Origin of the sequence: Gilliamella apicola (assembly GCF_003202655.1) — a bacterium.
GTDB lineage: Bacteria > Pseudomonadota > Gammaproteobacteria > Enterobacterales > Orbaceae > Gilliamella > Gilliamella apicola_R.
Window position 1 is genome coordinate 90,474 of record NZ_QGLR01000002.1, and the last position, 24,703, is coordinate 115,176.

23 protein-coding genes are annotated in these 24,703 nt (G+C 36.3%); 7 read left to right on the forward strand and 16 right to left on the reverse strand.

The genetic code is table 11. The annotated features are described in order from the left end of the window. Positions 1-10: 10 nt before the first annotated feature. From atpA to tyrA, 7 genes are all read right to left on the reverse strand, one after another. Entirely contained in the window at positions 11-1,552 is a 1,542-nt protein-coding gene (gene atpA / locus DKK70_RS00530; protein WP_110432288.1) for a F0F1 ATP synthase subunit alpha, read from the reverse strand. Positions 1,553-1,563: 11 nt separating this feature from the next. Continuing rightward, on the reverse strand, positions 1,564-2,097 hold the full coding sequence (gene atpH, locus DKK70_RS00535) for a F0F1 ATP synthase subunit delta (protein ID WP_110432289.1): 534 nt from the start codon (positions 2,095-2,097) through the stop codon (positions 1,564-1,566). A 13-nt stretch (positions 2,098-2,110) separates the two neighbouring features. Next, positions 2,111-2,581, reverse strand: coding sequence for a F0F1 ATP synthase subunit B (gene atpF / locus DKK70_RS00540; RefSeq protein ID WP_034883242.1), 471 nt, complete (start codon positions 2,579-2,581; stop codon positions 2,111-2,113). A gap of 24 nt (positions 2,582-2,605) precedes the next feature. Continuing rightward, complete coding sequence (atpE, locus tag DKK70_RS00545; RefSeq protein WP_065563772.1) at positions 2,606-2,842, reverse strand: F0F1 ATP synthase subunit C; 237 nt, start codon at positions 2,840-2,842, stop codon at positions 2,606-2,608. A gap of 37 nt (positions 2,843-2,879) precedes the next feature. Further along, a complete protein-coding gene (gene atpB / locus DKK70_RS00550; protein ID WP_110432290.1) occupies positions 2,880-3,662 on the reverse strand; it encodes a F0F1 ATP synthase subunit A in 783 nt (260 codons plus the stop codon). A gap of 248 nt (positions 3,663-3,910) precedes the next feature. Beyond that, positions 3,911-5,248 carry a phosphoglucosamine mutase gene (gene glmM, locus DKK70_RS00555; protein ID WP_110432291.1) on the reverse strand — a complete coding sequence of 446 codons (1,338 nt, stop codon included), beginning with the start codon at positions 5,246-5,248 and terminating at the stop codon, positions 3,911-3,913. Positions 5,249-5,344: 96 nt separating this feature from the next. After that, entirely contained in the window at positions 5,345-6,466 is a 1,122-nt protein-coding gene (gene tyrA, locus DKK70_RS00560) for a bifunctional chorismate mutase/prephenate dehydrogenase (RefSeq protein ID WP_110432292.1), read from the reverse strand. A 115-nt stretch (positions 6,467-6,581) separates the two neighbouring features. Between tyrA and xthA the strand changes: the two genes are divergently transcribed. From xthA to DKK70_RS00575, 3 genes are all read left to right on the forward strand, one after another. Next, a complete protein-coding gene (gene xthA / locus DKK70_RS00565) occupies positions 6,582-7,388 on the forward strand; it encodes an exodeoxyribonuclease III (protein ID WP_110432346.1) in 807 nt (268 codons plus the stop codon). A 24-nt stretch (positions 7,389-7,412) separates the two neighbouring features. Continuing rightward, positions 7,413-8,756, forward strand: a complete 1,344-nt coding sequence (gene xseA / locus DKK70_RS00570; RefSeq protein ID WP_110432293.1) for an exodeoxyribonuclease VII large subunit — start codon at positions 7,413-7,415, stop codon at positions 8,754-8,756. A 203-nt stretch (positions 8,757-8,959) separates the two neighbouring features. After that, entirely contained in the window at positions 8,960-10,630 is a 1,671-nt protein-coding gene (locus DKK70_RS00575; RefSeq protein ID WP_110432347.1) for a molecular chaperone HscC, read from the forward strand. A 77-nt stretch (positions 10,631-10,707) separates the two neighbouring features. Here the strand turns inward: DKK70_RS00575 and DKK70_RS00580 are convergent, their stop codons facing one another. Continuing rightward, complete coding sequence (locus DKK70_RS00580) at positions 10,708-13,380, reverse strand: J domain-containing protein (RefSeq protein WP_110432294.1); 2,673 nt, start codon at positions 13,378-13,380, stop codon at positions 10,708-10,710. Continuing rightward, positions 13,377-14,075: a DUF1266 domain-containing protein gene (locus DKK70_RS00585; RefSeq protein ID WP_110432295.1), complete on the reverse strand. Its 699-nt coding sequence runs from the start codon at positions 14,073-14,075 to the stop codon at positions 13,377-13,379. Before DKK70_RS00585 ends, DKK70_RS00580 begins: the two co-directional genes overlap by 4 nt. Positions 14,076-14,317: 242 nt before the next feature. Here DKK70_RS00585 and dolP point away from each other — a divergent pair, with 242 nt between their 5' ends. Then, positions 14,318-14,890, forward strand: a complete 573-nt coding sequence (gene dolP, locus DKK70_RS00590; protein ID WP_110432296.1) for a division/outer membrane stress-associated lipid-binding lipoprotein — start codon at positions 14,318-14,320, stop codon at positions 14,888-14,890. Between the two features lie 46 nt (positions 14,891-14,936). Here the strand turns inward: dolP and csdE are convergent, their stop codons facing one another. From csdE to DKK70_RS00615, 5 genes are all read right to left on the reverse strand, one after another. Then, entirely contained in the window at positions 14,937-15,329 is a 393-nt protein-coding gene (gene csdE, locus DKK70_RS00595) for a cysteine desulfurase sulfur acceptor subunit CsdE (protein ID WP_110432297.1), read from the reverse strand. Between the two features lie 121 nt (positions 15,330-15,450). Beyond that, positions 15,451-16,659, reverse strand: a complete 1,209-nt coding sequence (gene csdA, locus DKK70_RS00600; RefSeq protein ID WP_110432348.1) for a cysteine desulfurase CsdA — start codon at positions 16,657-16,659, stop codon at positions 15,451-15,453. Continuing rightward, complete coding sequence (locus tag DKK70_RS00605) at positions 16,628-17,506, reverse strand: U32 family peptidase (protein WP_110432298.1); 879 nt, start codon at positions 17,504-17,506, stop codon at positions 16,628-16,630. The genes csdA and DKK70_RS00605 overlap by 32 nt, the downstream gene beginning before the upstream one ends. Before the next feature lie 133 nt (positions 17,507-17,639). Further along, positions 17,640-18,635, reverse strand: a complete 996-nt coding sequence (gene ubiU, locus DKK70_RS00610; RefSeq protein WP_110432299.1) for a ubiquinone anaerobic biosynthesis protein UbiU — start codon at positions 18,633-18,635, stop codon at positions 17,640-17,642. 399 nt (positions 18,636-19,034) lie between these two features. Beyond that, a complete protein-coding gene (locus tag DKK70_RS00615) occupies positions 19,035-19,934 on the reverse strand; it encodes a LysR family transcriptional regulator (protein WP_110432300.1) in 900 nt (299 codons plus the stop codon). A 141-nt stretch (positions 19,935-20,075) separates the two neighbouring features. Between DKK70_RS00615 and DKK70_RS00620 the strand changes: the two genes are divergently transcribed. From DKK70_RS00620 to DKK70_RS00630, 3 genes are read left to right on the forward strand one after another with little or no spacing between them, the layout of a single operon-like run. Continuing rightward, positions 20,076-21,254, forward strand: coding sequence for an acetyl-CoA C-acetyltransferase (locus DKK70_RS00620; protein ID WP_110432301.1), 1,179 nt, complete (start codon positions 20,076-20,078; stop codon positions 21,252-21,254). A 10-nt stretch (positions 21,255-21,264) separates the two neighbouring features. After that, positions 21,265-21,921: a CoA transferase subunit A gene (locus tag DKK70_RS00625; RefSeq protein ID WP_034883214.1), complete on the forward strand. Its 657-nt coding sequence runs from the start codon at positions 21,265-21,267 to the stop codon at positions 21,919-21,921. Next, positions 21,921-22,559: a 3-oxoacid CoA-transferase subunit B gene (locus tag DKK70_RS00630; RefSeq protein WP_034883212.1), complete on the forward strand. Its 639-nt coding sequence runs from the start codon at positions 21,921-21,923 to the stop codon at positions 22,557-22,559. The genes DKK70_RS00625 and DKK70_RS00630 overlap by 1 nt, the downstream gene beginning before the upstream one ends. A gap of 472 nt (positions 22,560-23,031) precedes the next feature. Here DKK70_RS00630 and DKK70_RS00635 read toward each other — a convergent pair whose 3' ends face one another. After that, positions 23,032-23,484, reverse strand: a complete 453-nt coding sequence (locus tag DKK70_RS00635; RefSeq protein ID WP_110432302.1) for a hypothetical protein — start codon at positions 23,482-23,484, stop codon at positions 23,032-23,034. A gap of 397 nt (positions 23,485-23,881) precedes the next feature. After that, the gene (locus DKK70_RS00645; RefSeq protein ID WP_146210834.1) at positions 23,882-24,298 is read right to left on the reverse strand and encodes a hypothetical protein; all 417 of its coding nucleotides are present in this window, start codon (positions 24,296-24,298) and stop codon (positions 23,882-23,884) included. Positions 24,299-24,703: the final 405 nt, after the last annotated feature.

Consider the following 24,703-nt stretch of genomic DNA (forward strand, 5'->3'; position numbering starts at 1 on the left):
TACCTCACCCTTACCAAGTTTGAGTTGATTTAAAGCTTTCAAGCATTGCTTTTAACTTACTTTCAATCTCATCGTTGTAATTGCCTGTCTCGTCGATTTGTTTTACAAAATCGGCATATTGACTATGGGCATAAGCAAGAAGTGCTGTTTCAAATGATAATACTTTTGCAAGTTCAACATCTTCTAGATAACCACGTTCAGCGGCATAAAGTACAATTGATTGCTCAGCAACAGTCATAGGAGAATATTGCTTTTGTTTGAGTAATTCAGTTACTTTTTCACCGTGGCTTAATTGGTTTCTTGTTGCTTCGTCTAAGTCAGATGCAAATTGTGAGAACGCAGCTAATTCACGATATTGGGCAAGTGCGGTACGAATACCACCAGATAATTTTTTCATTATCTTAGTTTGCGCAGCACCACCAACACGAGAAACCGAAATACCAGGGTTTACCGCCGGGCGAATACCTGAGTTAAATAAGCTGGTTTCAAGAAAGATCTGACCATCAGTAATCGAAATTACGTTAGTTGGTACGAACGCCGAAACGTCACCTGCTTGGGTTTCGATAATTGGTAATGCCGTTAATGAACCAGTTTTACCTTTTACTTCACCTTTAGTAAACTCTTCAACATAAGCTTCGTTAACACGAGCTGCACGTTCAAGTAAACGAGAGTGAAGATAGAATACGTCACCCGGGTAAGCCTCACGTCCAGGTGGACGACGAAGTAATAATGAAATTTGACGATAAGCAACGGCTTGTTTTGATAAATCATCATAAACAATAAGCGCGTCTTGTCCACGGTCACGGAAGTATTCGCCCATTGCACAACCAGCGTATGGCGCTAAGTATTGTAACGCTGCTGATTCAGATGCTGATGCCACCACTACAATGGTATTTTTTAGCGCACCGTGCTCTTCAAGTTTACGCACTACGTTAGCAATAGTAGATTGTTTTTGTCCGATTGCCACATAGATACATTTAACACCAGAATTACGCTGATTAATAATAGCGTCAATTGCTAATGCGGTTTTACCGGTTTGACGGTCACCGATGATAAGTTCACGTTGACCACGACCGATTGGAATCATTGAGTCAACCGCTTTATAACCAGTTTGTAATGCTTGGTCAACAGATTGACGGTCGATAACGCCTGGAGCAACAACTTCTACAGGTGAGAACCCATCATGTTGAATCGAACCTTTACCATCAATTGGTTCACCAAGTGTATTGATAACACGGCCTAATAAACCATCACCTACTGGTACCTGTAAAATACGACCAGTACACTGCACTTTCATCCCTTCAGATAAGTCTTCGTATGGTCCCATGACCACAGCACCAACAGAATCTCTTTCAAGGTTTAATGCCATTGCATATCGGTTACCAGGTAATGCAATCATTTCGCCTTGCATTACATCAGTTAATCCGTGGATTCGAAGGATACCATCACTTACTGAGATGATTGTTCCTTCATTGTGAGCATTACTCACAATATTGAACTGAGCTATCCGCTCTTTAATTAGTTCACTTATTTCAGTTGAATTTAGCTGCATTATCAGTCCCCTTAAGACTGTAGAACGTCATTTAGTCGATTTAGACGTCCTCTGATACTACTATCAATAACCATATCGCCCGTACGAATAATAAAACCAGAAATGAGCGATTTATCAATATGACATTTTAGTTTTACTTTTCGTGATAAACGTTTTTCGACAGCGACAGAAATTTTATTAAGTTGTTCTTCGGTTAGCTCATTGGCAGAAATTACATCAACGTCTGCTTGTGCTTCTTTATCTAAACAGTATTGCTTAAACAATGTTAACACTTCAGGAAGAAGCGATAAGCGTTTGTTTTCAGCCATAACTTTAATAAAATTAGTGCTATACTCATCAAGTACATCTTTACAGATATTGATGAGTAAGTTAGCCACTGAATCGGTTTTCATGTCAGATGTTAAAACACTTCTGATTTGGGCATCTTTGCTCACTTCAGCGGTTAACACTAACATTTTATGCCATGATTCGATGCTGTTTTTTTCAACAGCAAAGTCGAAAGCGGCTTTAGCATAAGGGCGAGCAATCGTAATTAAGTCAGCCATTGCTCTATTCTCCTTATAGTTCAGCTACGAGTTTATCAATGATGTCGCTGTTAGCGGCTTCATTAACAGAACGTTCAATAATTTTTTCTGCACCGGCAATAGCGAGTGTAGCGACTTGTTGTTTAAGCTCTTCTCTAGCGCGTTTACGCTCAGCTTCAACTTCAGCAAGCCCTTGAGCAACAATCCTTTCTTTTTCACGAGAAGCTTCTTGTTGTGCTTCTTCAAGAATGGCTGCTTTGCGTTTATTCGCTTGCTCAATAATTGCATTAGCCTCAACCTTAGCCTGTTGCATTATGTCAGATGTATTTGCTTTGGCTAATTCCAAATCTTTTTTTGCTGTTTCTGCTGAAGCTAGTCCTTCCGCTATCTCTTTTTGGCGTTTTTCAATCGCTCGGATAACCGGAGGCCAAACAAACTTCATACAGAACCAAACAAACAATACAAATGTAATTGCTTGGCCGAGGAGAGTTGCGTTCATATTCATGAGACAATTCCTCTTAAGTTATTATTAACCAGCAACAGCAAAAATGACATATAACGCAATACCCACACAAATCATAGGGATCGCATCAACTAAGCCCATAACGATAAAGAATTGTGTACGTAACATAGGCATTAATTCTGGTTGGCGAGCAGCACCTTCTAAGAATTTACCACCTAGTAGACCAATACCAACTGCACCACCGATCGCAGCTAATCCCATCATTATGCCAGCGGCTACAAATAACATACTCATACTATCCATTATATACTCCAGTTTATTATCTAAAGAAAAGTTAAAATTAATGATCTTCGGTTGTTGAGGCCATTGCCAAATAGACAATAGTCAATACCATAAAAATAAATGCTTGTAAGGTGATTATCAAAATATGGAAGATAGCCCATGGTAATGATAGTACCCATTGTGACCACCAAGGCAATAATGCTGCTATTAAGATGAAGATAAGTTCACCAGCATACATATTACCGAAGAGTCGTAATCCTAAAGAAACAGGTTTAGCTAATAAGCTAACAAGTTCAAGGACTAAGTTAATTGGCGCAAATGCCCAATGATTAAATGGATGCAAGGTATATTCTTTAATAAATCCTGAAATACCTTTATATTTGATTGAATAAATGATGATGAGTGCAAAGACACCTAATGACATTGACATGGTAATACTAACATCAGCTGTCGGTACGACTCTTAAATGAGATAGACCTAAATATTGCCCTGCGTAAGGTAGAAAATCGACCGGGATAAGATCCATTAAATTCATTAAGAATACCCAGATAAACACAGTAAGTGCTAAAGGGGCGATGAGTTTATTTTGACCAGTAAACATATCTTTGACAGTATTATTAACAAATTCAAAGATCATCTCTACCGCACATTGAAGTTTACTTGGTACACCACTCGTCGCTTTCCTTGCTACACGATGGAAGATCCATAAGAAAAGCACACCCAGTACAATTGAAAAGAACAACGAATCAAGATTAAAGGTCCAAAAACCAGAACCGACTTGCAAGTTCTCCAGATGGTGTTTTATATAAGCTTGCGGTGAAGCTGGAGAGGAAACTGCCATATAACCCTCTTACCTATTTCTAAAAATGAACACTACAGATTTTGTCTTACTTAAAAGGTACGAACAATCACTGCAATAACCGAAGCTATTATTTTAACCCCAATCACCTATAATAAGTCAACAACTGATTAAAAAAATAAAGAATTTAGACACTTTTTCATAATATTGTGTAAATATTGAAAGTATTACTAAATCAGTCCAATAAAGCTATTATTCCTCAATAGCCGAATGAATGATAAAAAAATAGTCTAATTTGAGGCTTCAACTGCACAGGCAATTTGTTCCGCTAATTTTTGCACCTCAGATCGGTTGCTTCCTTCAACCATCACACGAATAAGTGGTTCGGTGCCTGATTTACGAATTAAAACACGCCCTTCATTACCGAGTTGCTTTTCTGCTTGTTCAATTGTAGATTTTACTGTCGCATTAGTTAATGGGTCATGTTTTCCGGCAAAACGGATATTTATTAATACTTGAGGTAGCATTGTCATGCCACTACATAAATCGGCTAATGACATATCATTGCGTATCATGGCAGCGAGCACCTGTAACCCAGCAACAATTCCATCACCAGTAGTGGTTTTATCCAGTAATAGAACATGACCTGAATTTTCTGCGCCTAATCGCCAATTCTTTGCAACCAACATTTCAAGCACATAGCGGTCGCCAACTTTTGCTCTTACAAACGGAATACCAAGATTTTTAAGGGCGATTTCTAGCCCCATGTTACTCATTAAGGTACCGACAACACCACCTTTGAGCTGACCTTGCCTTAAAGCTTCGCGGGCAATAATGTAAATAATTAAATCACCGTCAACTTTATTCCCTTGATGATCAACCATAATAATACGATCGCCATCACCATCGAGGGCAAAACCTAAATCGGCTTTCTCTTCGAGAACTCGTTTGGTTAATGCTTTTACATCAGTTGCACCACAATTTTCATTAATATTGACGCCATCAGGATCACAACCAATTTTAATTACTGTCGCACCGAGCTCACGCAGTACTTTGGGGGCGATGTGGTAGGTGGCACCATTGGCACAATCCACCACGATTTTTAAACCGGCTAAACTTAAATCATGATCAAAGGTACTTTTGCAAAATTCGATATAGCGACCAGCGGCATCAGTAATTCGGCTAGCCCGACCAAGTTGTTTTGATTCAACACAATCGATCTGTTTTTCGAGTTGTGCTTCGATTTCTAACTCAATAGCATCATCGAGTTTGCGACCTTCAGTTGAGAAAAATTTAATACCATTGTCATAAAAAGGATTGTGGGATGCAGAAATAACCACACCCGCATCAGCGCGAAAGGTACGAGTTAGATAAGCAATGGCTGGCGTTGGCATTGGACCAGTAAAAGCGGCGGCAACCCCGGCTGAGGCAAATCCGGCTTCTAATGCCGATTCAAGCATATAACCTGAAATACGGGTATCTTTACCGATGAGGACTTTTTTAACACCATCTTTAGCTAGTACTCGCCCAGCGGCCCAACCTAATTTGAGCGCAAAATCAGGAGTAATAGGATACTCGCCAACTTTTCCACGAATACCATCTGTACCAAAATATTTCCGATTAGACATGTTATTTCCTCATACTGAAATTGTTTATTTGACCAATTGCCAGTTTTATAATGTTAAGTTATTTTTTATTTTATAAAAAATGCAAGCTAAGTAAACTTATTCTCGATTGTCGTTAGCAAATTTTAATAGCACTTGGCTCTCTTTAATAAAACGTTCGGCATAACGACCAAACCATTGGGTTACTTGATTGAAATTCTCAATGAATTTGGTTTTATCTCTTTGTTCAATTAGTTTAACCATTTGTCCAAAACATTGGTAATAGCGTTTAATTAATTCAATATTATCATCTGACGCCATAATGATATCTGCATAAAGTACCGGATCTTGAGCAAACAAGCGACCAACCATCATTAATTCCAAGCGATAAATAGGTGAAGAGAGGGTAATTAATTGTTCTAGATCTGCGTGTTCTCGTTGTAAATTTACGCCATAGGAAAACGAAGTAAAATGGCGTAATGCTTGAATAAACGACATACATTTATCATGCTCTTTCGCATCAATAGCACATAAGTTGGCTCCCCAAATCCGCATCTGTTCAATTAACCATTGGTACTGTTCAGGATATCGACCTTGGCAGTAAACAATAACTTGTTTGGCTAAATTTGGCACATCGGGACCAAACATCGGGTGCAAGCCAACCACAGGACCGGTATGTTTAGCCAACATCGCTTGTAAAGGTTTAACTTTGATTGAAGTAAAATCAGTTAAAATACAATCTTTAGGTAATGGTGGTAATTGTTCAATAATTTCACATGTTTTGTTGATAGGTACGGTAACAATAACGGCAGCAGCATCAGCAACGACTTCGGCTGCTTGATGCATGGTTTTTGAACCCAAGGTTTTGACTGTATAACCTGACAGGGTAAATAGTCGGGCAAATAGTCTACCCATTTGTCCATTACCACCAATGATGACAATCGATCCTTTGCCAGTGTAAACCTTTTTAAAACCTTTGTCGTTTTCACTTATATAAGATTCACGCATTAAGCGGCGTAAAATATCTTCAATTAACGCTGATGAAATGCCTAAATTTTCAGCTTCTTGTTTGCGTTTAGCTATCATATCCGCTTCACGTTTAGGATCGTAAATCGGAATTCCATGCTCGCTTTTCACTTCGCCCACTTTGGCGACTAATGCTAATCGTTGATTAATTAAAGATAAAATTGATTGATCAACTTCATCAATTTTATCGCGCAATGCAAGTAATTCCTTTGACATATTCGGTTATCTCTTTATCACAAGTTATAGCTTTTACTGTAATTGCTTAACAGTATAACGTATTTTTGGTAGCATGGGTCAATTGCAAAATTAAATCAAATACAATAAATTTATGATTAAAGTTATCTCATTTAATATTAATAGTCTACGCGCTAGGATCCATCAATTAGCCGCGATAATTGATAAGCATCAACCTGATATAATTGGATTACAAGAGACTAAAGTTCACAATGATCAATTTCCAGTTGAGGAACTTGCACACTTTGGTTATCACTTACATTATCACGGTCAAAAAGGACATTATGGCGTAGCATTATTGACTAAGCAAAAACCATTATCGGTACAATGTGGTTTTCCGACCGATGAGGAAGGCGCACAATGTCGATTAATTTTAGCGGAGTTGCCAACTAACCAAGGTAATTTAATGGTTATTAATGGCTATTTTCCCCAAGGTGAAAGTTTACATCACGAAATTAAATATCCGGCTAAACGCAAATTTTATCGAGATTTAATCGAATATATACAATCTCAACAACTTAATAGTCAATTATCACTTATTATGGGCGATATGAATATATGCCCAACGGATTTAGATATTGGTATTACTCAAGATAGTCGTAAACGATGGTTAAGAACGGGTAAATGTTCATTTTTGCCGGAAGAGCGTGAATGGATAAATAATTTAATGGCATTGGGTTATACCGATACTTATCGCCATGCTAACCCAGATTCACAAAGATATTCATGGTTTGATTATCGTTCGAAAGGTTTTGCTAGCGAAACTGGATTAAGAATTGATTTAATACTAGCTAGCCAAAAGCTTATGCAATATTGTGGTCAAACCGGTATCGATTACGATATTCGAGGAATGGAAAAACCGTCAGATCATGCGCCAATTTGGGCTCAATTTGATTTAGATTAATTTTTTTACCATAAGGATAATAGTATGCAAAGCAACTCGATTTTATCGGTCAAAGATCTTAACCAAATCGTTAAAGATTTGCTTTCTGATGCTATTGGACAGATTTGGTTAGTCGGTGAAATTTCAAATTTTTCTCGCCCAGCTTCAGGCCATTGGTATTTTACCTTAAAAGATGAAGTTGCCCAAGTGCGTTGTGCTATGTTTCGTAATAGCAATTTTCGTACTGGATTTACCCCACAAAATGGTCAACAAGTGTTAGTTAATGCTTCGGTAACACTTTATGAAGCCCGTGGTGACTATCAATTAGTTATTAATCAATTACAACCCGCTGGCGCAGGCTTGTTACAACAAAAATTTGAACAGTTAAAACAAAAACTGTCAGAAGAAGGGTTATTTGATGCGGTTTATAAAAAGGGGTTACCTGATAATATTCGTACAGTCGGTATTATTACCTCATCAACAGGCGCAGCGCTACATGATATCTGTCAGATATTAAACCGCCGCGATCCAAGTTTACAGGTGATTATCTATCCTACGCAGGTACAAGGTAGCGAAGCGCCAGCCCAAATAGCCAGAATGATCCAAATTGCTAATGTTCGCCAAGAATGTGATGTATTAATTGTCGGTCGCGGTGGTGGCTCAATTGAAGATCTTTGGGCATTTAATGAAGAAGTTGTGGCAAGGGCTATTTTTGCAAGCCAGTTACCGATTGTCAGTGCTGTTGGTCATGAAGTTGATTTTACCATTGCTGATTTTGTTGCGGATGTCCGCGCAGCTACACCATCGGCAGCAGCTGAGTTGGTTAGTCGTGATAAATTAGAACAGATTAAAAGTTTACAAGTTCAAGAGCAATATCTATGTATGGCGATTGATTACTATTTAATGCGTCGACGAGAATTTTTAAATAAGCGTTATCAGCGATTACAGGCACAGCACCCACAAGCAAAATTAGCAAAACAATTAAATCGTTTATTAACTGGTCGTCATGCCTTATTTGAAAATATTCAGCAATACTTATTAAGGCAATCTTATCGCCATAATCTACTTGATAAACGTTTGGTCGCGGTTTCACCACAACATAAAATTGTTTACTATGGCCAACGCCTTGAACAAAAACAGCAACAACTGCTTAATTTAATGCAAAAAAGGCTGACAGATGCTAAGCATCAATTTGTATTAAAAACATCTCAGCTTAATAGTGTAAGTCCACTTGCGACTTTAGATCGTGGTTACTCAGTAACCACTGATCAGCAACAAAAAGTAATACGCAGTGTTGAACAGGTATCGATTGGTGATTTTATTTCAACGCAATTGAAAACGGGTAGATTAATTAGTCAAGTTGTTGAGATTGACAAAAAGGCTTATTGATAATAGTCGTGTTTAAGTTTTAAAAATTAACTCCTGATAATTTAATCGGAAATTAGCGTTTTATTCAGTTATTTTCTTTTTATTAATAATCGACATTTTTAATAAAATTTAATGTTGGAAATTGGATAAAATTGCACCTTAAATAGTATTAAGGATATAATATCCAAAAAATTTATAAAAAATATTAAGAGAATAAAGTGGTTATGCATCCTCCAATAGGTATTGATTTAGGTACTACCAATAGTTTAATTTGTGTTTGGCAAAATGGTCAATCGACGCTTATTCCCAACGCGATCGGCAAAGTGGTTACACCATCGGTAGTCAGCATTGATGAAGATAATTCTATTTTAGTCGGTCATGCTGCTTTATCCCGTTTAACCACGCATCCAAGTCGTAGTGCTGCGGCATTTAAACGGTTTTTAGGATCGAGTAAAGTGTTTACGTTAGGTGATCAAAAATTTACGCCAACCGAGCTTTCGGCCTTAGTTTTAAAATCACTAAAAGCGGATGCTGAAGCTTTCTTAAAACAAGAAATTCGAGATGTGGTGATTTCAGTTCCCGCCTATTTTAATGACGAGCAACGTAAACAGACCCGCTTTGCTGCCGAGCTTGCCGGATTAAATGCGGTACGTCTAATTAATGAGCCAACGGCTGCTTCAATGGCTTATGGATTACATGAAGAACAATCAGGTAATACCTTAGTTTTTGACTTAGGTGGTGGTACTTTTGATGTGACCGTATTGGAATATGCTATGCCTATCATTGAGGTACATGCATCAGCTGGTGACAACTACTTAGGCGGTGAAGATTTTACCCATGAAATTGTTAAGGCATGCCTAAGCGAATGGCAACTGAAACAAGAAGATATTCCAGTTGATGACTATGCGCGTTTATTAGATTTGGCTGAACAGTTAAAGTGTAAGCTAAGTGGTGAGCAGATGCATAATTTGACTTGGTTCTGGCAAGACAAGCAATGGCAATTTTCATTAAACGAAGTAAGAGCTAAATCAATTTGGTTACCTTTGCTTAATCGATTACGAGCACCTGTTGAACAGGCATTAAGTGATGCTCGCTTAAAAGCTAATGAACTTGAACATATTGTCTTAGTTGGCGGTTCATCACAATTGGGTGTGGTTCGTGAGTTAGTGACAAAGTTATTTGGTAAACTACCTTATCGTCATATCAATCCAACAACTATCGTGGCACAAGGTGCTGCCGTTCAGGCTGCTTGTCGTTTGCGTGATGCTGATGTTGAAGAGGTTATTTTAACCGATGTCTGTCCATATACACTGGGAATTGCAAGTTGTTCTAACAATATTAATGGCTTGTTCTCACCGATTATTGAACGCAATACGGTTGTACCAACTTCAAAAGTAAAAACGTTTTATACTTCAGGCCCACAGCAAAAAAGCATTATGCTTTCGATTTATCAAGGTGAAAATCCTCTAGTTGAAAATAATGTTCTAATTGATCAGTTTGAAGTGCCATTAACTCCTATGGAAAAAATTCAAGGGATTGATGTTCGCTTTAGTTATGATTTAAATGGGTTGCTTGAAGTCGATGTTGTGTTATTGGAAACCGGTGCATTGCATGGCAAAGTGATTGATCATAGTCCGATTGGATTAACCGATAAACAAAAGCAAGAAAGCCATGACAGATTAGCGGCAATTAAAATTCATCCGCGTGATGAAATGCCTAATCGAACCTTATTAGCGCGATTAGAGCGAGCATGGGCTCAGGCATTGGGTGATGAGCGACTACTCATCCAGTCGTATATTGAAGCTTTTCTGGAAGTCCTAGAACAGCAAAATCAAGAAGAAATCGAAAAAATACGTAGCGAAATAGAAAAGGATCTTAACGAGCTTAATCGATAAGTTTTGTAAAATTATCCCCTTTATCAATTAGAAAATAGCGTTGTAAAGGGGATATTGAGATATCTTATCTTTGCTTATTATTCTGTTATTGGTGGTCCATAACGGTTTGTCTCATCGACAGATGAAAGCCAACATGGCGACAATAGAATTGGTAGTGCAAGTGAGGCTGATATAAAATAAAAGATGCCGCTATTATAATAACCGTCATTTAAGCGTCGTTTTATCGCAAAAATAATATTGATTATTGCAACTCCCCATAATATATCAGTAATAGTATTATCTAAATTTGTTTGGCTCGCACTTATTAGTAGTAAAAGAATAAGTAAACAAGAAAAGCTCATCTGTTTTAAGAAGCCAATTAAATTGGTTCGACCATTCCAGCGCCAAATTTGCCACCACTTATTGGCTGGAAACGCTTTAGATTTAAGTTTTTTCTGGTGATCCATATTTTTGGCTAGCAGCAATGTTGAGCATAATTTAAGTGTAATATCACTATTATGTTTAATTTCTATAAGTGTTTCGATATCTTCTTTTTCATATATCGCATCATCTTTATTGAGTTTTTGATTTAAATTTTTTAAGGTGTCTATTTTTTGCAATTCATCATTATCTTTTTTGAGAGATGATGGAATAGATATTTTTAACCTAAATGATTCGACGATTTTTTGTAACTGGGTATTATCACCAGCTAGCTTTTGTAGTATTTCTTTTAGTTTTGTTTTTTGATTGGCTTTGTCAAAAACAATTGAATACAGTAACATTAAACCAGCGACAGATTTGTTTGCTAGTTTATTTGCCCATCTTTGTTCAACTATTTGCTCAATTTCATCCCAATTAATTTCATCTGATGCGTAGATAACTGCTTCAATTGAATTTGGGTAATTAACCAACATAGAGCTAATCTGTCGATTATCACTATCGATAAGATTATATAATTCCGTATCATTTTGCCATTGGCCAGACTTAAAGGTATCTATAAGTGACGCAAGAGGATCATTTTCAGAGAGTAAAAATAAGTTATCTTTCTCTCGAATAAAGTTGGCAGCTTTTATTGGTGAATCTGCAATACTGATGATTAATAAACAGTAACGATACCATTGCCAATAAGCATTGTTATCAGCAGCAATAATTGATTGATTAGGTGATTGGGGTAAGGTGTTGTCTCCTCTAAATTCATAGTAGATAGGCCAATCAAACATCTCCATATTTCGATAAGCTACATTGTCATATAAATGTAATTTAGCGATAAATGGGATATCATCGAATCTATCGAGCCATAACCGAGCATATAAAAATAGCTCCCCCTCTTCAACATTCGGATCAAATTTAGTCGGAATAACTGCATTTTCATCACTTTGATACAACCACTCTGTGAACTCTTGTACTGGTGATAGATTGGTTAGCCACTCAAGGTTTTGTCTAGCTTGACGCTGTAAATTTTCTAAAATAAATTGGTCAAATTTATCTTCACATGATTCAGCTAAGATCTCTTGCAATAGTTTTTTATTACCGTGACGTAACATGATTGCATGTCGGTATAAGCGGTATAATCGGCTGTTACCATCATCACATAATAAGGCATAGATGACTTGTCGATAATTCCAATTATTATCGACAGCCCAACTTATAACAGCTGCAATTTCATCACTAAAATCTTGTTTGTTTAGTTCCAGTAATCGAAAAAGGGTAGATGGTGTAAGTTGAGGAATACTAAATATATAGTTTTCAGGATTTTCTTTTTTTAAACAATAAGATTGATTTAATGCAAGAATTAATAATGGCAGATATTCAAACTGATTTTTAGCACACCACAACATTAACCAACCGGTAGCTTTTTCTTGATATTGTGGTAGATGATAGAGTTCTAGCCAAAGTAATAAGGCATTATGTTCGTCTTCAAGCAGTGAATATTGCATTGCGGCGACTGCTTTCCACTCTTCCTGCTTTTGTTGGTCTTGATTAGGATCTGCAATACAACTTAAAGCATAGTCTAATAATCCTCTATTTGGGGTTTTACTAAAATAATGCCAATTGGCTAGTTCTTGTATAAATTCGGAATCATCAGGCAAGTAAACCACGCTATGAATAGATAAATATTCGTTTAATTCCTGAGATGGTTTTTCCCAGAAAAGCCATCTAGCACAACGAGCATAATCGATGGTTACATTTTGTACGGTTTTATTCGTTCTTGGTAAGCTGTCATAATCAAAAAAATCACCACGATCAATATGATCAAAAAAATTGGTATACATCTCAATGTTAGTGGGAGAATGATTAATGATTTGCTGACGCCAGCGTAAATTATCCGCTAATATTTTCACACAAGATAGTGATATCGTTAATGTGTCATAACTGATGTCTAACATCTGCCATTTAGCAATTTCCATTATAGACATTGGATAATCATAAAATGAAGCAACAAATTTATGCCACTCATTAACATTATGACAGCGAAGCGGATCGTCGAGTAAAGCCTGATAATTATCACAGATTTCTTTGACTTGTCGCTCTTCTTCGGTAAGTGGTGTAATAACTTCTTCAGTAGGCTGTTCTTGATTTAAATCATCAGCCATTGATTCGGGTGATTTTGCATACTGCATAGCTGATTCATAGGCTTCGCGTAACGCTTTAAAACCATCAGGATCAGTTTCTGGATGATATTCCGGCAGTTTTGCTCGATAAGCTTGTCGAATCAGCGCGATATCGGTAGTTTTCTCAATTGCTAATAATTGCCAAAAATTGTTATTCATGACCAATCATACTCCATTAATGATTCAGGTTTTTCCAATTCTTCTATCTCAATATACCAAGGCAGGTGATGATGAGGGGAATCTTCATTGTTATATAATTTATTCATGGTCCATACTTGTGATGAGCGGCATAATTCACAACGCAATATTTCTAAATTTTCTTTGTTAGAAAGTGATTTCCAATATTGATAACCAATAAACCAGCCAGAATAATAACTTTGCCAGGACGAATAATAGTATTGTGCGCGCAGTGCAATTCGATAAAAAATCCAGAGGGCTTCTTGTTCAGTAATAAATTTATTAGTGGTGCCATTACGTAATATATAGCCCATACGAGCATAATCCCAACTACGGATGCCACCAACTCCACATTCTAAATAACTCTTTTCAACAAGTTCTAGTAAGACTTTTTGGTAATTAGTATGTTTCTCTGTGTATTTCAACCAATCGATTGCTGATAGGCGAGGGTACATAAAGTAGTGGTTAGATAAAGCTGGTGCATGACCATTGTCGATCATATTAAAGACCATTGCTAATAGCGTTTCTCGCGAATCAATGTCCCAGTCTTTTTTCAAATCGGTATATTTATCCTCAGGAAAAAAAAAGGGTGATGTATAACTAGCGCCACACTCTTTATTTAATGCAACCATTGGTGCCGATAGACCATATAACCAATCGATATAATCTTGATTCATAGTTTTATTCCATTAAATTTTTATACAACTTCTTATTAAAAGATAACAGATTTTATAAAAAAATAAATATTTGTTCTAACAAATCGCCTTATTATTATATTGATATCTATCAATTAAAATTATCGAAAAATTTTTACATTTGCTAACCATAAAATTATGTTGCAAATCACTATCTACAAGGCATAATGACACGTATTCATCAGTGTTTGAATTTTACTGAGCAGTAAATAAAAGGAGTAATAATGAAAAAATTTGTTTTAGTCGCCGCGTTAGTTTCGGGAGCGTTAATGTTGCAAGGTTGTGTTGCTGCCGTTATTGGTGTTGGTGCAGGAGCTACTGCAAAAGTGGCTACCGATCCGCGTACAGCTGGAACGCAAGTTGATGATACAACCCTCAATACCAGAATGAATACAAAATTAAAAGAAAATGCTCCTTTCTTTATCGGTTCCCGTATTTCTTCGAGCACTTATATGGGTAACATTATTTTAACTGGTCAAGCGAATGCTGAGCAAATCGAAAAGGCTGAACGTCTTGCTTATCGAGTCGAAGGTGTTAAAAAAGTTTATAACCAAATCCGCGCCAGTGAGCCAGTTGGTGCAGCAACTATCAGTAATGATATGTGGATCACCACAAAAGTTAAATCTCAATTGGTGATGAATTCCCAAACCAAAGCCCGCAATATTAAAGTTGTTACTGAAGATGGCGAAGTATTTTTAATCGGTATTGTAAGCAGCGAAGAAGGGCAAGAAGCTGCATCGTTGGCAAGTAAAGTTGCTGGTGTGAGGAAAGTGGTAACATTATTTACCCAACGATAATTATTTAGATTTGTTAATAGGGAGAATTTATTCTCCCTTTTCTATGTCATTGACTCTTAATTCGTTCAATCAATTTATCCAGCCCTTGTAGCCTAGATTGGCTCAATTCATCAGTGATTTTTAATTGCTTTAATATCGCATGAAAATCAAGCGCTTTAATCTGTTCCGCTGTCTTATTATTGGCAATAATAATTAAAACTGTGAGTAATCCTTTAACAATTCTACCTTCACTATCACCCTGAAAAATAAAAGTATTATCAGATTGTTTATTGGCTGTTAGCCATACCCGGTTTTCACAACCATAAACCTGATTAGCCTCAATTTTTTTTTCATCAGCAAAATCCGGTAATTGTTTTGCTAAAGCTATCAATTGTCGATAACGATCTTGCCAGTTATGTTGCTTGGAAAATAATTCAAATAGTGTTTGTTGTGATAGCATAATTAAAACCAGTTATATGTTGAAGATTGGGTTTAAAGATAGTAATTATTAATAGATAGTAGTTAATAATTACTAATATAGTCGCTATTAAAAGATAATCGTTAGCGACTAACATGTTAAGCTACGTTAATAGCTCAATAGCATTTTGTAGTGCGCTAATAAAACTATCAATATCTTGCTGATTATTATATGGCATTAGTGAAATGCGCATAACCCCATGACAACCAAGTTTATCCATCAGAGGCTTGGCACATAATTCACCGGTACGGATAGCGATATTTTGTTCGCTCAATAAAATAGCGATATCATTATGGTGAATATTTTCTATAGTAAAGCTTATTATTGGACTATTTTTAACCTGGTAGAACTGAATATGCTTTAATTGCGCTAATTTTGATTCGGCATAATTTACCAACTGTTTTAAATAACAATCTAATTGTGCTTCATCCCATTTTTTTAACCATAATAACGTTGCTTGAAAGCCGAGGATTCCGGCGATATTTTGTGTACCGGCTTCGAATTTATAAGGCAGTTCTTCAACTTCAAATCCTAAAAATGAAGCATTTTTCAACATTTTACCGCCACCTTGCCAAACGTCCATCCGTTCAAGCAAATGTTGTTTTCCGTATAGTACGCCAAGCCCCGTTGGGCCATATAACTTATGGGCAGAAAAAGCGTAAAAGTCGATATTTAACGCGGTAACATCAATTGGCTGATGTACCACGCCTTGTGCACCATCTACTACTAAAATCGCATTATATTGGTGGACTAGCTGACTAATTTTCGCTAAATCAGGACAAAAACCGGTAACATTAGACATTTGGGTGATAGCTACAATTTTGGTTCTGTTTGATAGTAATGATGAAAGCTCATTAACCTCAGCAGACCATTTAATGAGTTTTGCCCCAGTTTGTTTGGCGACGATGAGCCAAGGTAATAGATTACTATGGTGCTCTAATTCACTGACAATAATTTCATCATTAACTTGTAGCAAAGGCCTTGCATAGCTCTGAGCAATTATGTTTATTGATTCAGTGGTTCCTCGTGTCCAAATAATTTCATGGCTTGATTGGCTATGAATAAAATCAGCAACACTCTGCCGCGCTTCATCAATAGCGGCCGTCACCTTTAGCGCATCTTGGTGTAAACTACGCTGAGCAGTTGCGGTGTGATGTGCATAATATTCAACGGTTGCATTGATCATGGTTTGCGGTTTTAACGCGGTAGCGGCCGAATCAAGATAGACATTGTTATCTAGAGCAGGAAAATCTGCTCTAAAAATTTCAGCTAGCGGATGTTTATTGTGTAAGTTCAAGTCCAGCAATCCCATTCCAATAACCATTACAGTCTCGTTTATGTTCAATATGTAGCGGGTTGGTGCCGTCTTCATTAGCTCTAAATTGTTTAACGATATCAAGCGTCTGAATACCAAGTGGTGAAATACGCACAATATCAACTAAGCCATGCATATCCTTTAAATTGTTCCCTAAATTGTAACAATAACCACTTTGCGTTTGAATGCCGTTTAATACAAATACTTTCTGTTGTTCTTGTGAAAATACTTCTCGTCCAACTGGATATTTAATACAGCAAGTTTCACATTTATCTTTTGGTCTATCTTCTGATCTGGCGGTAAAGCAACGCGCAGAGTAAGCTAAGGGTAAATAGCCATAACTAAATACTTCGACCTCAAAATTACGATCAATTTTCAAAGAATCAAATTGTTTTAGCACATTACTCAGCCAATCACGAGACAGTTCGACCGGCATACACCAACGCACCATACCTTGCTTTTGTAATAATTTTAGCGTTAATGCGTTATAACAGTTTATAGCTGGGCCGGCGACAAACGGTAAGTTATTGTCATGGGCAATATTAATTGCCGCCAAATCATTCGCTTCAACTAGGAAGTCACCATTATTGACTAACTGTCTTAAATCAGTCAGCTCTGAAGGCGCTTCAAGTAACGCAAGAGTAGAAAGTACCACTTGCTTACCTGACTTAGCAATTTCTTTAGCTAAATCTAGCCAATTAGGTACTTTCATTTCACGGCGTTTGGTACAAACTGTTTCGCCCATATAAATAATATCCGCTTCACTTTCCTTAGCGGCTTGATAAAAGGCTTCGGTTTCGATTTTAGGCCAATAATAAAGTATTGGTCCTAATGCGTATTTCATAGTTTTGCTCACTATATTTAAATTTCTAAATAGTCAATTTTTTATAGCTAATCTCTGATACTAATGTGAAAAATCACCTAGATGAGTATCGAGTTTTATTTTGGTTGTAAATTTTAATATTAAAGCTGGTCAATTATTGCCATTTACGGTGATAAGCACCTAATGTTGTTTGGGTCCCTTCGGAAACAGATCCTAAAGTATCCATCCAATTTTTTTCAGCTTGGAAGGCTTGAGGATTCGCTTTATAGCGATCAATAGCTTGTCGCCATACTTTCGTGACCTGTTCAACATAAGCGGGGCTGCGTTGTCTTCCTTCAATTTTAACCGAAGCAATATTGGCCGCAAATAGGTCTGGTAACAGTTCAATGGTATTTAAGCTAGTCGGTTCTTCAATCGGATGATAAAGCGCATCGCCAACAAAATAACGCCCTTTACAAAGTGTTGGGTAGCCAGCATTTTCCCCTTTTTTATGGCAATCAATTAAAACATTATTGAGTCGTGATTCGAGCCCTTTATCGGTCTCTTCCCAACGGACAAACTTGGCTGGCGAGCAAGCGCCAACGGTATTGGGTGATTCGCCGGTTAAGTATGACGATAGATAGCAGCGACCTTCAGCCATAATACATAAACTACCAAATGCAAAAACTTCCAAAGGCACAGGCGAAACCTGTGATAATTGTTTTACTTGATGCATAGATAACACCCTAGGTAACACAATACGATGTACTTGAAAGTTATTATGATAAAACTTAATTGATTCTTCATTAGTTGAAGAAGCTTGTACCGAAACATGACGCTCAAGATTTGGATACTTCTGAGCTGCATAATCAAGCATCGCCAAATCAGCAATGATTAAAGCATCAGCACCAATGTTGGCAGCAGTATCAACAGCATATTGCCAGCGTTCAAAATTTTCGGGGTGAGCAAATGTATTAATAGCGATATGTAACTTTTTACCGCGTTTATGAACATAATCTGCTGCTTCAACTAATCGTTTTTCATTAAAATTTAAACCAGCAAAATGGCGAGCGTTGGTATCATCTTTCAAACCAATATAAACTGCGTCAGCACCATTATCAATCGCCACTTTGAGCGATGGTAATGAACCAGCAGGGCAAAGAAGTTCCATATTTACACCTTTAAATTCTGCATTTTATTCGTTGTGTATTATGCAATAATTCTTATTTTAAAGCGAATAGAAAGCGGTTTGTTTATCGCAAAAAGTAATTAAAAACTAATGAAAATTTGATTAATTACATAATGACAACAAGTTGATCGAAATAATTTAGATAACTGTCAAGAAAATCGTGAATAACTCGATAAAGCAAGGTATTAATTTCCTTAATATTGTGGTTTAGGTCAGTAAATTAATTCAATGCGCTTTCGAGTTTACTAAGGTTTTTACTTGATTTTAAGCGACTCATACATGCATTTATCGCTTTGGACATTGCATTTTGTACTCATTGGTAATTATTATTTTCCTAGTCAGTATATGGTTTTGGTTTATCGTCTTCAACATATTGTCAGTTTATTTTTTATCCTCAAAATGACTTAAAATATAGTTAAAGACAAACTGATGCAACCTTGAATAACGCTGTTTTTTAGTATGACAGAGTAAGACTTTCCAATAAATTGGATCATCAAAGCGACGTTCAACAATATTTTGGTTAGAGTAAATATCCAAGATTGGTGATGGTAAAATCGTTATAAATTTGGAATTGGTTGCTAAAAGTAATAAAAAGTCCCAAGATGCAGACATCGTATATTTTTGTGGCTGAATATTATATTCGCTAAATTTTTTCATTAATTTATGATGGATCATAAAACTTGGTTCAAAAATTGCTAACATTTGATCATTTAAATCTGACCATGTTAGCGTCTGTTTTTGTGCAAGGGGATGCTCGTGATTAAAAAAGACAGATAACTCACTTTGTTGTATAAGATGTTCATCAATAATAGTTGAACTAATATTAGTCGGGTCGAGCAAAATAGCAAAATCAAGCTCATCAACCATACACATTTGACTTAATTCATAGGCGCCTTTTTCGATAATTTCAACTTCTATATTGGGATGATTAATAATCAAATCAGCGATCACTGAAGAAAACACCACACCTAAAATTAATGGTGGAATACCTATTCTTACTTTGCCTTTCAATTGACCGGCATCCTCACGAATGGCAGTCAACATATCGTTATATTGAGTAATTAGTTTTTGAACTTGTTCGTAAAAAAGCTCACCGGTAGGAGTCAAACCTTGTAAACGACCTTTATATCTCTCAAACAGTTCTACTTTTTCTGATTCCTCAAAAGATTTAATAAATTGACTTAATGCCGGTTGGGATATGTAAAGTCTTTTTGCTGCCAAAGACAAATTAAAATCGGCTTTGATGATTGCAACAAAATACTGAAAATGTCGAATATCCATATGTTTGTTACCTTTAATAATTCCTATTTAATAAAATCTATAAGATTAACTTATAGATTGTATAATAAATCAGACTTGGACAGAGGTAAATCAATCATCTAGCATAAGTTAAATTTATCATATAAGTAAAAGGATGATCTTATGCAAGATGTTGTCATTGTATCAGCGGTACGCACACCAATTGGCAGTTTTGGTGGGGTTTTTAATAATGTCCCTGTAGTTGATTTAGGTGCTATAGCGTTAAAAGAGGCGATGAAAAGAATAAATCTTGATCCTAAAGAGATAGATGAAGTTATATTAGGAAATGTGTTACAAGCAGGACTCGGTCAAAATGTGGCAAGACAGATCGCAATTAAAAGTGGGATACCTGAAGAAGTCTCAAGTTTTACAGTTAACAAAGTCTGTGGTTCAGGATTAAAAACCGTGCAACTTGCGGCACAAGCCATCGCAACAGGTGAAGCCGATGTTGTAATTGCAGGTGGTGCTGAAAATATGAGTTTATCGCCATATGTGATCCCGAATGCTCGCTTTGGCCTAAAAATGGGTAATGCGCAAATGATCGATACAATGATTTGTGATGGATTAACAGACGCCTTTAATCATTACCATATGGGAATCACTGCCGAAAATGTTGCCGAGCAATATGGTATTTCACGGCAAGCTCAGGATGAATTAGCTTTAGCTAGTCAGAAAAAAGCAGCAATAGCATTACAGACAAACCGTTTTAAAGATGAAATTGTTCCGGTAACCATTGCTAATAAAAAAGGCGAAACGACCGTAATTGAAACTGATGAATATCCAAAACCAAATACCACAATAGAAAAATTAGCCTCTTTACGAACTGCCTTCAAAAAAGATGGTACTGTTACCGCAGGTAATGCATCAGGTATTAATGATGGTGCGGCAATTTTAATTTTAATGAGTCGCAAAAAAGCAGAAAAACTAGGACTAGAACCGTTAGTCACAATTAAAAGCTGTGCAGCGGCGGGAGTAGCTCCAGAAGTGATGGGAATTGGCCCAATTCCAGCTACCCGAAAAGCGTTAGATAAAGCTGGTCTGACTATTAATGATATCGATTTATTTGAAGCTAATGAAGCCTTTGCTGCACAAGCATTAGCAGTTTGTAATACCTTAAATATTCCAGCAGAAAAAGTGAATGTTAATGGCGGCGCAATAGCACTTGGTCATCCAATTGGTGCCAGTGGAGCTAGAATTTTAGTGTCACTTATTTATGAAATGAAAAAGCGAAATGCCAAAAATGGCTTAGCCACGCTCTGTATTGGCGGTGGTCAAGGTATTGCGATGGTGGTTTCTCAATAGGGCAAGTTTTATGGATAAAGTAGTAAGTATTGAGCAAGCACTATCATCAATCAAAGATGAAACCACTATGATGGTCGGTGGCTTTATGGCTAGTGGCTCACCAGAAACATTGATTGATTATTTATGCCAAACAGAGGTGAAAAACTTAACGTTAATTTGCAATGATACTGGCTTGATTGATCAAGGCGTCGGTAAGATGGTTATGTTAAAAAAGTTCAGAAAAATTATTGCTTCACACATTGGTTTGAATAAAGAAACCGGAAGGCAAATGAATGCCGGCGAAACGCAAGTCGAATTAATTCCGCAAGGTACTCTTGCCGAGCGTATTCGCTGTGCCGGTTATGGATTAGGCGGTGTTTTAACCCCAACTGGGATAGGAACATTAGTAGAAGAAGGTAAGAAAAAAATTGAGGTTGATGGTAAACAATATTTACTAGAAACACCATTATTTGCTGATGTTGCTTTACTTTATGCGGCAAAAGTCGATCGAGCTGGCAATATTGTTTATAAAGGGGCAATGAATAACTTTAATAACGTTATGGCAAGTGCCGCTAAACTGACTATCGTTGAAGCTGGTCAAATTGTGGATATTGGCGAACTAAATCCACAAGAAATTGCGACACCGGGTATTTTCGTTGATTATATCGTCAAAGGAAGAGGCTGCTAATGGATAAGGAACAGTTACAAAATTATATTGCATCCCGTGTTGCTAAAGAGTTATCCGATGGCGATATCGTCAATTTAGGTATTGGACTACCAACGCGAGTAGCTAATTTTATTCCTGAAAATATTGAAGTTATTCTTCAATCTGAAAACGGTTTTTTAGGATTAGGCCCTACACCAACGGCGGACAATTATGATCCAAGCATCATTAATGCCGGCGGTCAACCTGTAACCATTTTACCGGGAGGTTGTTTTTTTGATAGTGCAACATCTTTCGGAATTATCCGTGGTGGTCATATTGATGTATCTGTCCTAGGTGCATTACAAGTTGATGAGAAGGGTAATATTGCCAATTATATGATCCCAGGAAAAATGGTGCCAGGCATGGGTGGCGCAATGGACCTTGTTACAGGAGCCAAAAAAGTCATTGTAGCAATGGAACATACAGCTAAGGGCGCACATAAAATATTAAAAGAGTGCTCTTTACCATTGACTGCTGTTAATGCTGTTGACCTAATTATTACAGAAATGGGCGTTATTAAAGTAACCGCAGAAGGACTAAAATTAATTGAAATTAATCCTGAATATACGGTTGAAGATATCAAGGCGGCTACAGAGGCATCTCTAATTATTGAATTATAGTTGTTGATTGCAATTATTATTAATTTTTTACACATCCTAAAGCAAAAATCATTAGTTTCGGCTAATGATTTTTTTTATCTTCTATCAATATAAATAACTTTAGCCTTGCTGATAGCAATCTATTGCATAGCATACTTCTCATAATCATGGGTATTAGCTTTATTGAAGGATTTTTCAAATTGTTATTAGCAAGAGTGATTGAGGGGCGATACTGTTCGATTATTGTTTAAACGCTATGAGGGCAAAGATGTCTAATTTGATAACGCATTTTACTATGTAGATTGCTGGAAATTTTTCAAACCAAGTTAATCAAATGACTTTAGGTTGATGCTTTGATTTTAGGGGGATTAAAGATGAGTGTTATCTTTGAGTTTTGCTAGAAAACTCGATACCTTATATCAAAATTAGTAACGTTATTTTTTAAATATTGGTCAGATCAAGTGAGATCTTGGCCATCTTCGTTAATTTTGGTTTAAAATAATCCTAGTGTTACTGCACAAATAAAACCATTATGATTAAATTCAAAAAGTATCGAATAAGATCCCATATCATATAATATCCAACGTTTAATATAGCCAAGAAAATAATTTGGTTTGTCATCATCTATTATTGATGGTTCTCCCAACAAATTGATAAGCATTTGTTTATTATATTCTGGACCAATACCATCAAGTATTTTCCCTTGGTATATAGAATAACTGTCTGTTTTTTCGAAATAAAAACGAATATAACGTATTACTTCACTGCAACCGATAAGAATCCCGGTGTTAAAAAATTTATAATATTTAGTTCTTTCGGGATCATTCCATTCTGTAAGATTTTCTGAAATTTCAGGTTTCTCTTGCATAAAGGATAATAAATTTAAAAACTCTGCAGAAATTTCAGTTTTCCCTATAACGTTGATAAATTCTTGCCATTCAATCATTTAATTCATCCTTATTCTCTATTTCTTAGTATGATTTTATCTATCACATCTTCAACTTGTTTGGGATGATATCCGGTTTCTATCCTATTTTTTTGAAGGGTTTTTGTATCGCTTTTAATCGTTGCAGAAAGTTTTCTGCATCTTTCTTGATTTGTTCGCGGTATTTTTACCATTATATGTAGGTTCAGCTTTGCGAACATCGTTAGGAACTTCAATTATAGTTGCCAATTATATTGTTTTTTTGTTTCTTCAGAAGTTAATTTCCATCCTTTATCTAATTTCTGTTATTTCGTTAAAGCACCAAATGATGGGGGCATGCTGATTATTAGGATTCAGACGCTGAGCTAAGAACTACAAGCTAAAATAAAATCCTCACGGCTGAGGTGGGATTTATTCATTAGTAGATGGTTTCACACTGTATGCTTGATAGTTTTATTTTTCTTAAAAAAACACCCATTTTTTTTAAATACCAATTAAAATCTGGAATATCTTCCCCAAATAAATACTGACGATTTATTGACAATGACATAGATAAATAGTTAGGGTAAATTAATAAATTACCCCCTGATTCATTATCATAAACCATCACTATACCGACTTTATCCATAACATTATGAGAGTTTATAAACTCGTCTAAATTGAACAGACTCATGTCTATATTCAACCAGTTATAATCATCAATATCATTTGACGATAGATAAGTAACCATATTTTGATAATAAATATTCCAGCCACTATTTATTAGGCATTTTAATATCTCTTTAGGAGAATATTCTTGTGCAAAATTTATATCTATGCTGACTTGCATTCCCATATTAATATTCCTTAAAAGTATGTTCTTTGATGTTAACCAGTCTTTAACATGCTGATAGATTAGTGTGTAAAAATACAGAGCAAAATACGTATCATTTCCTTTCAATACAAGTTTGTGCATGATCTTACCAATCACTACTCTATTTCATGAGCAGCATATTTATTATTTAATAAATCTTCCGCTTTAGCGACAAGTTTATTAAAAATAGCTAGGAACAAATGCTATTATTTCGTCTTTACTCGCGCACCATTATCATACAAATTTAGAAGAGCATTTACATTAACAGGAGCTATTGCAGAATCAATAATATTAAGTTTTAGAAGATTAAACTGTATCTCTTCATGACGAAGACCTTCTGCTTTCTAAGTATCAATTGTTTAGTATTAAGGTGTATTGCCCGCTTAC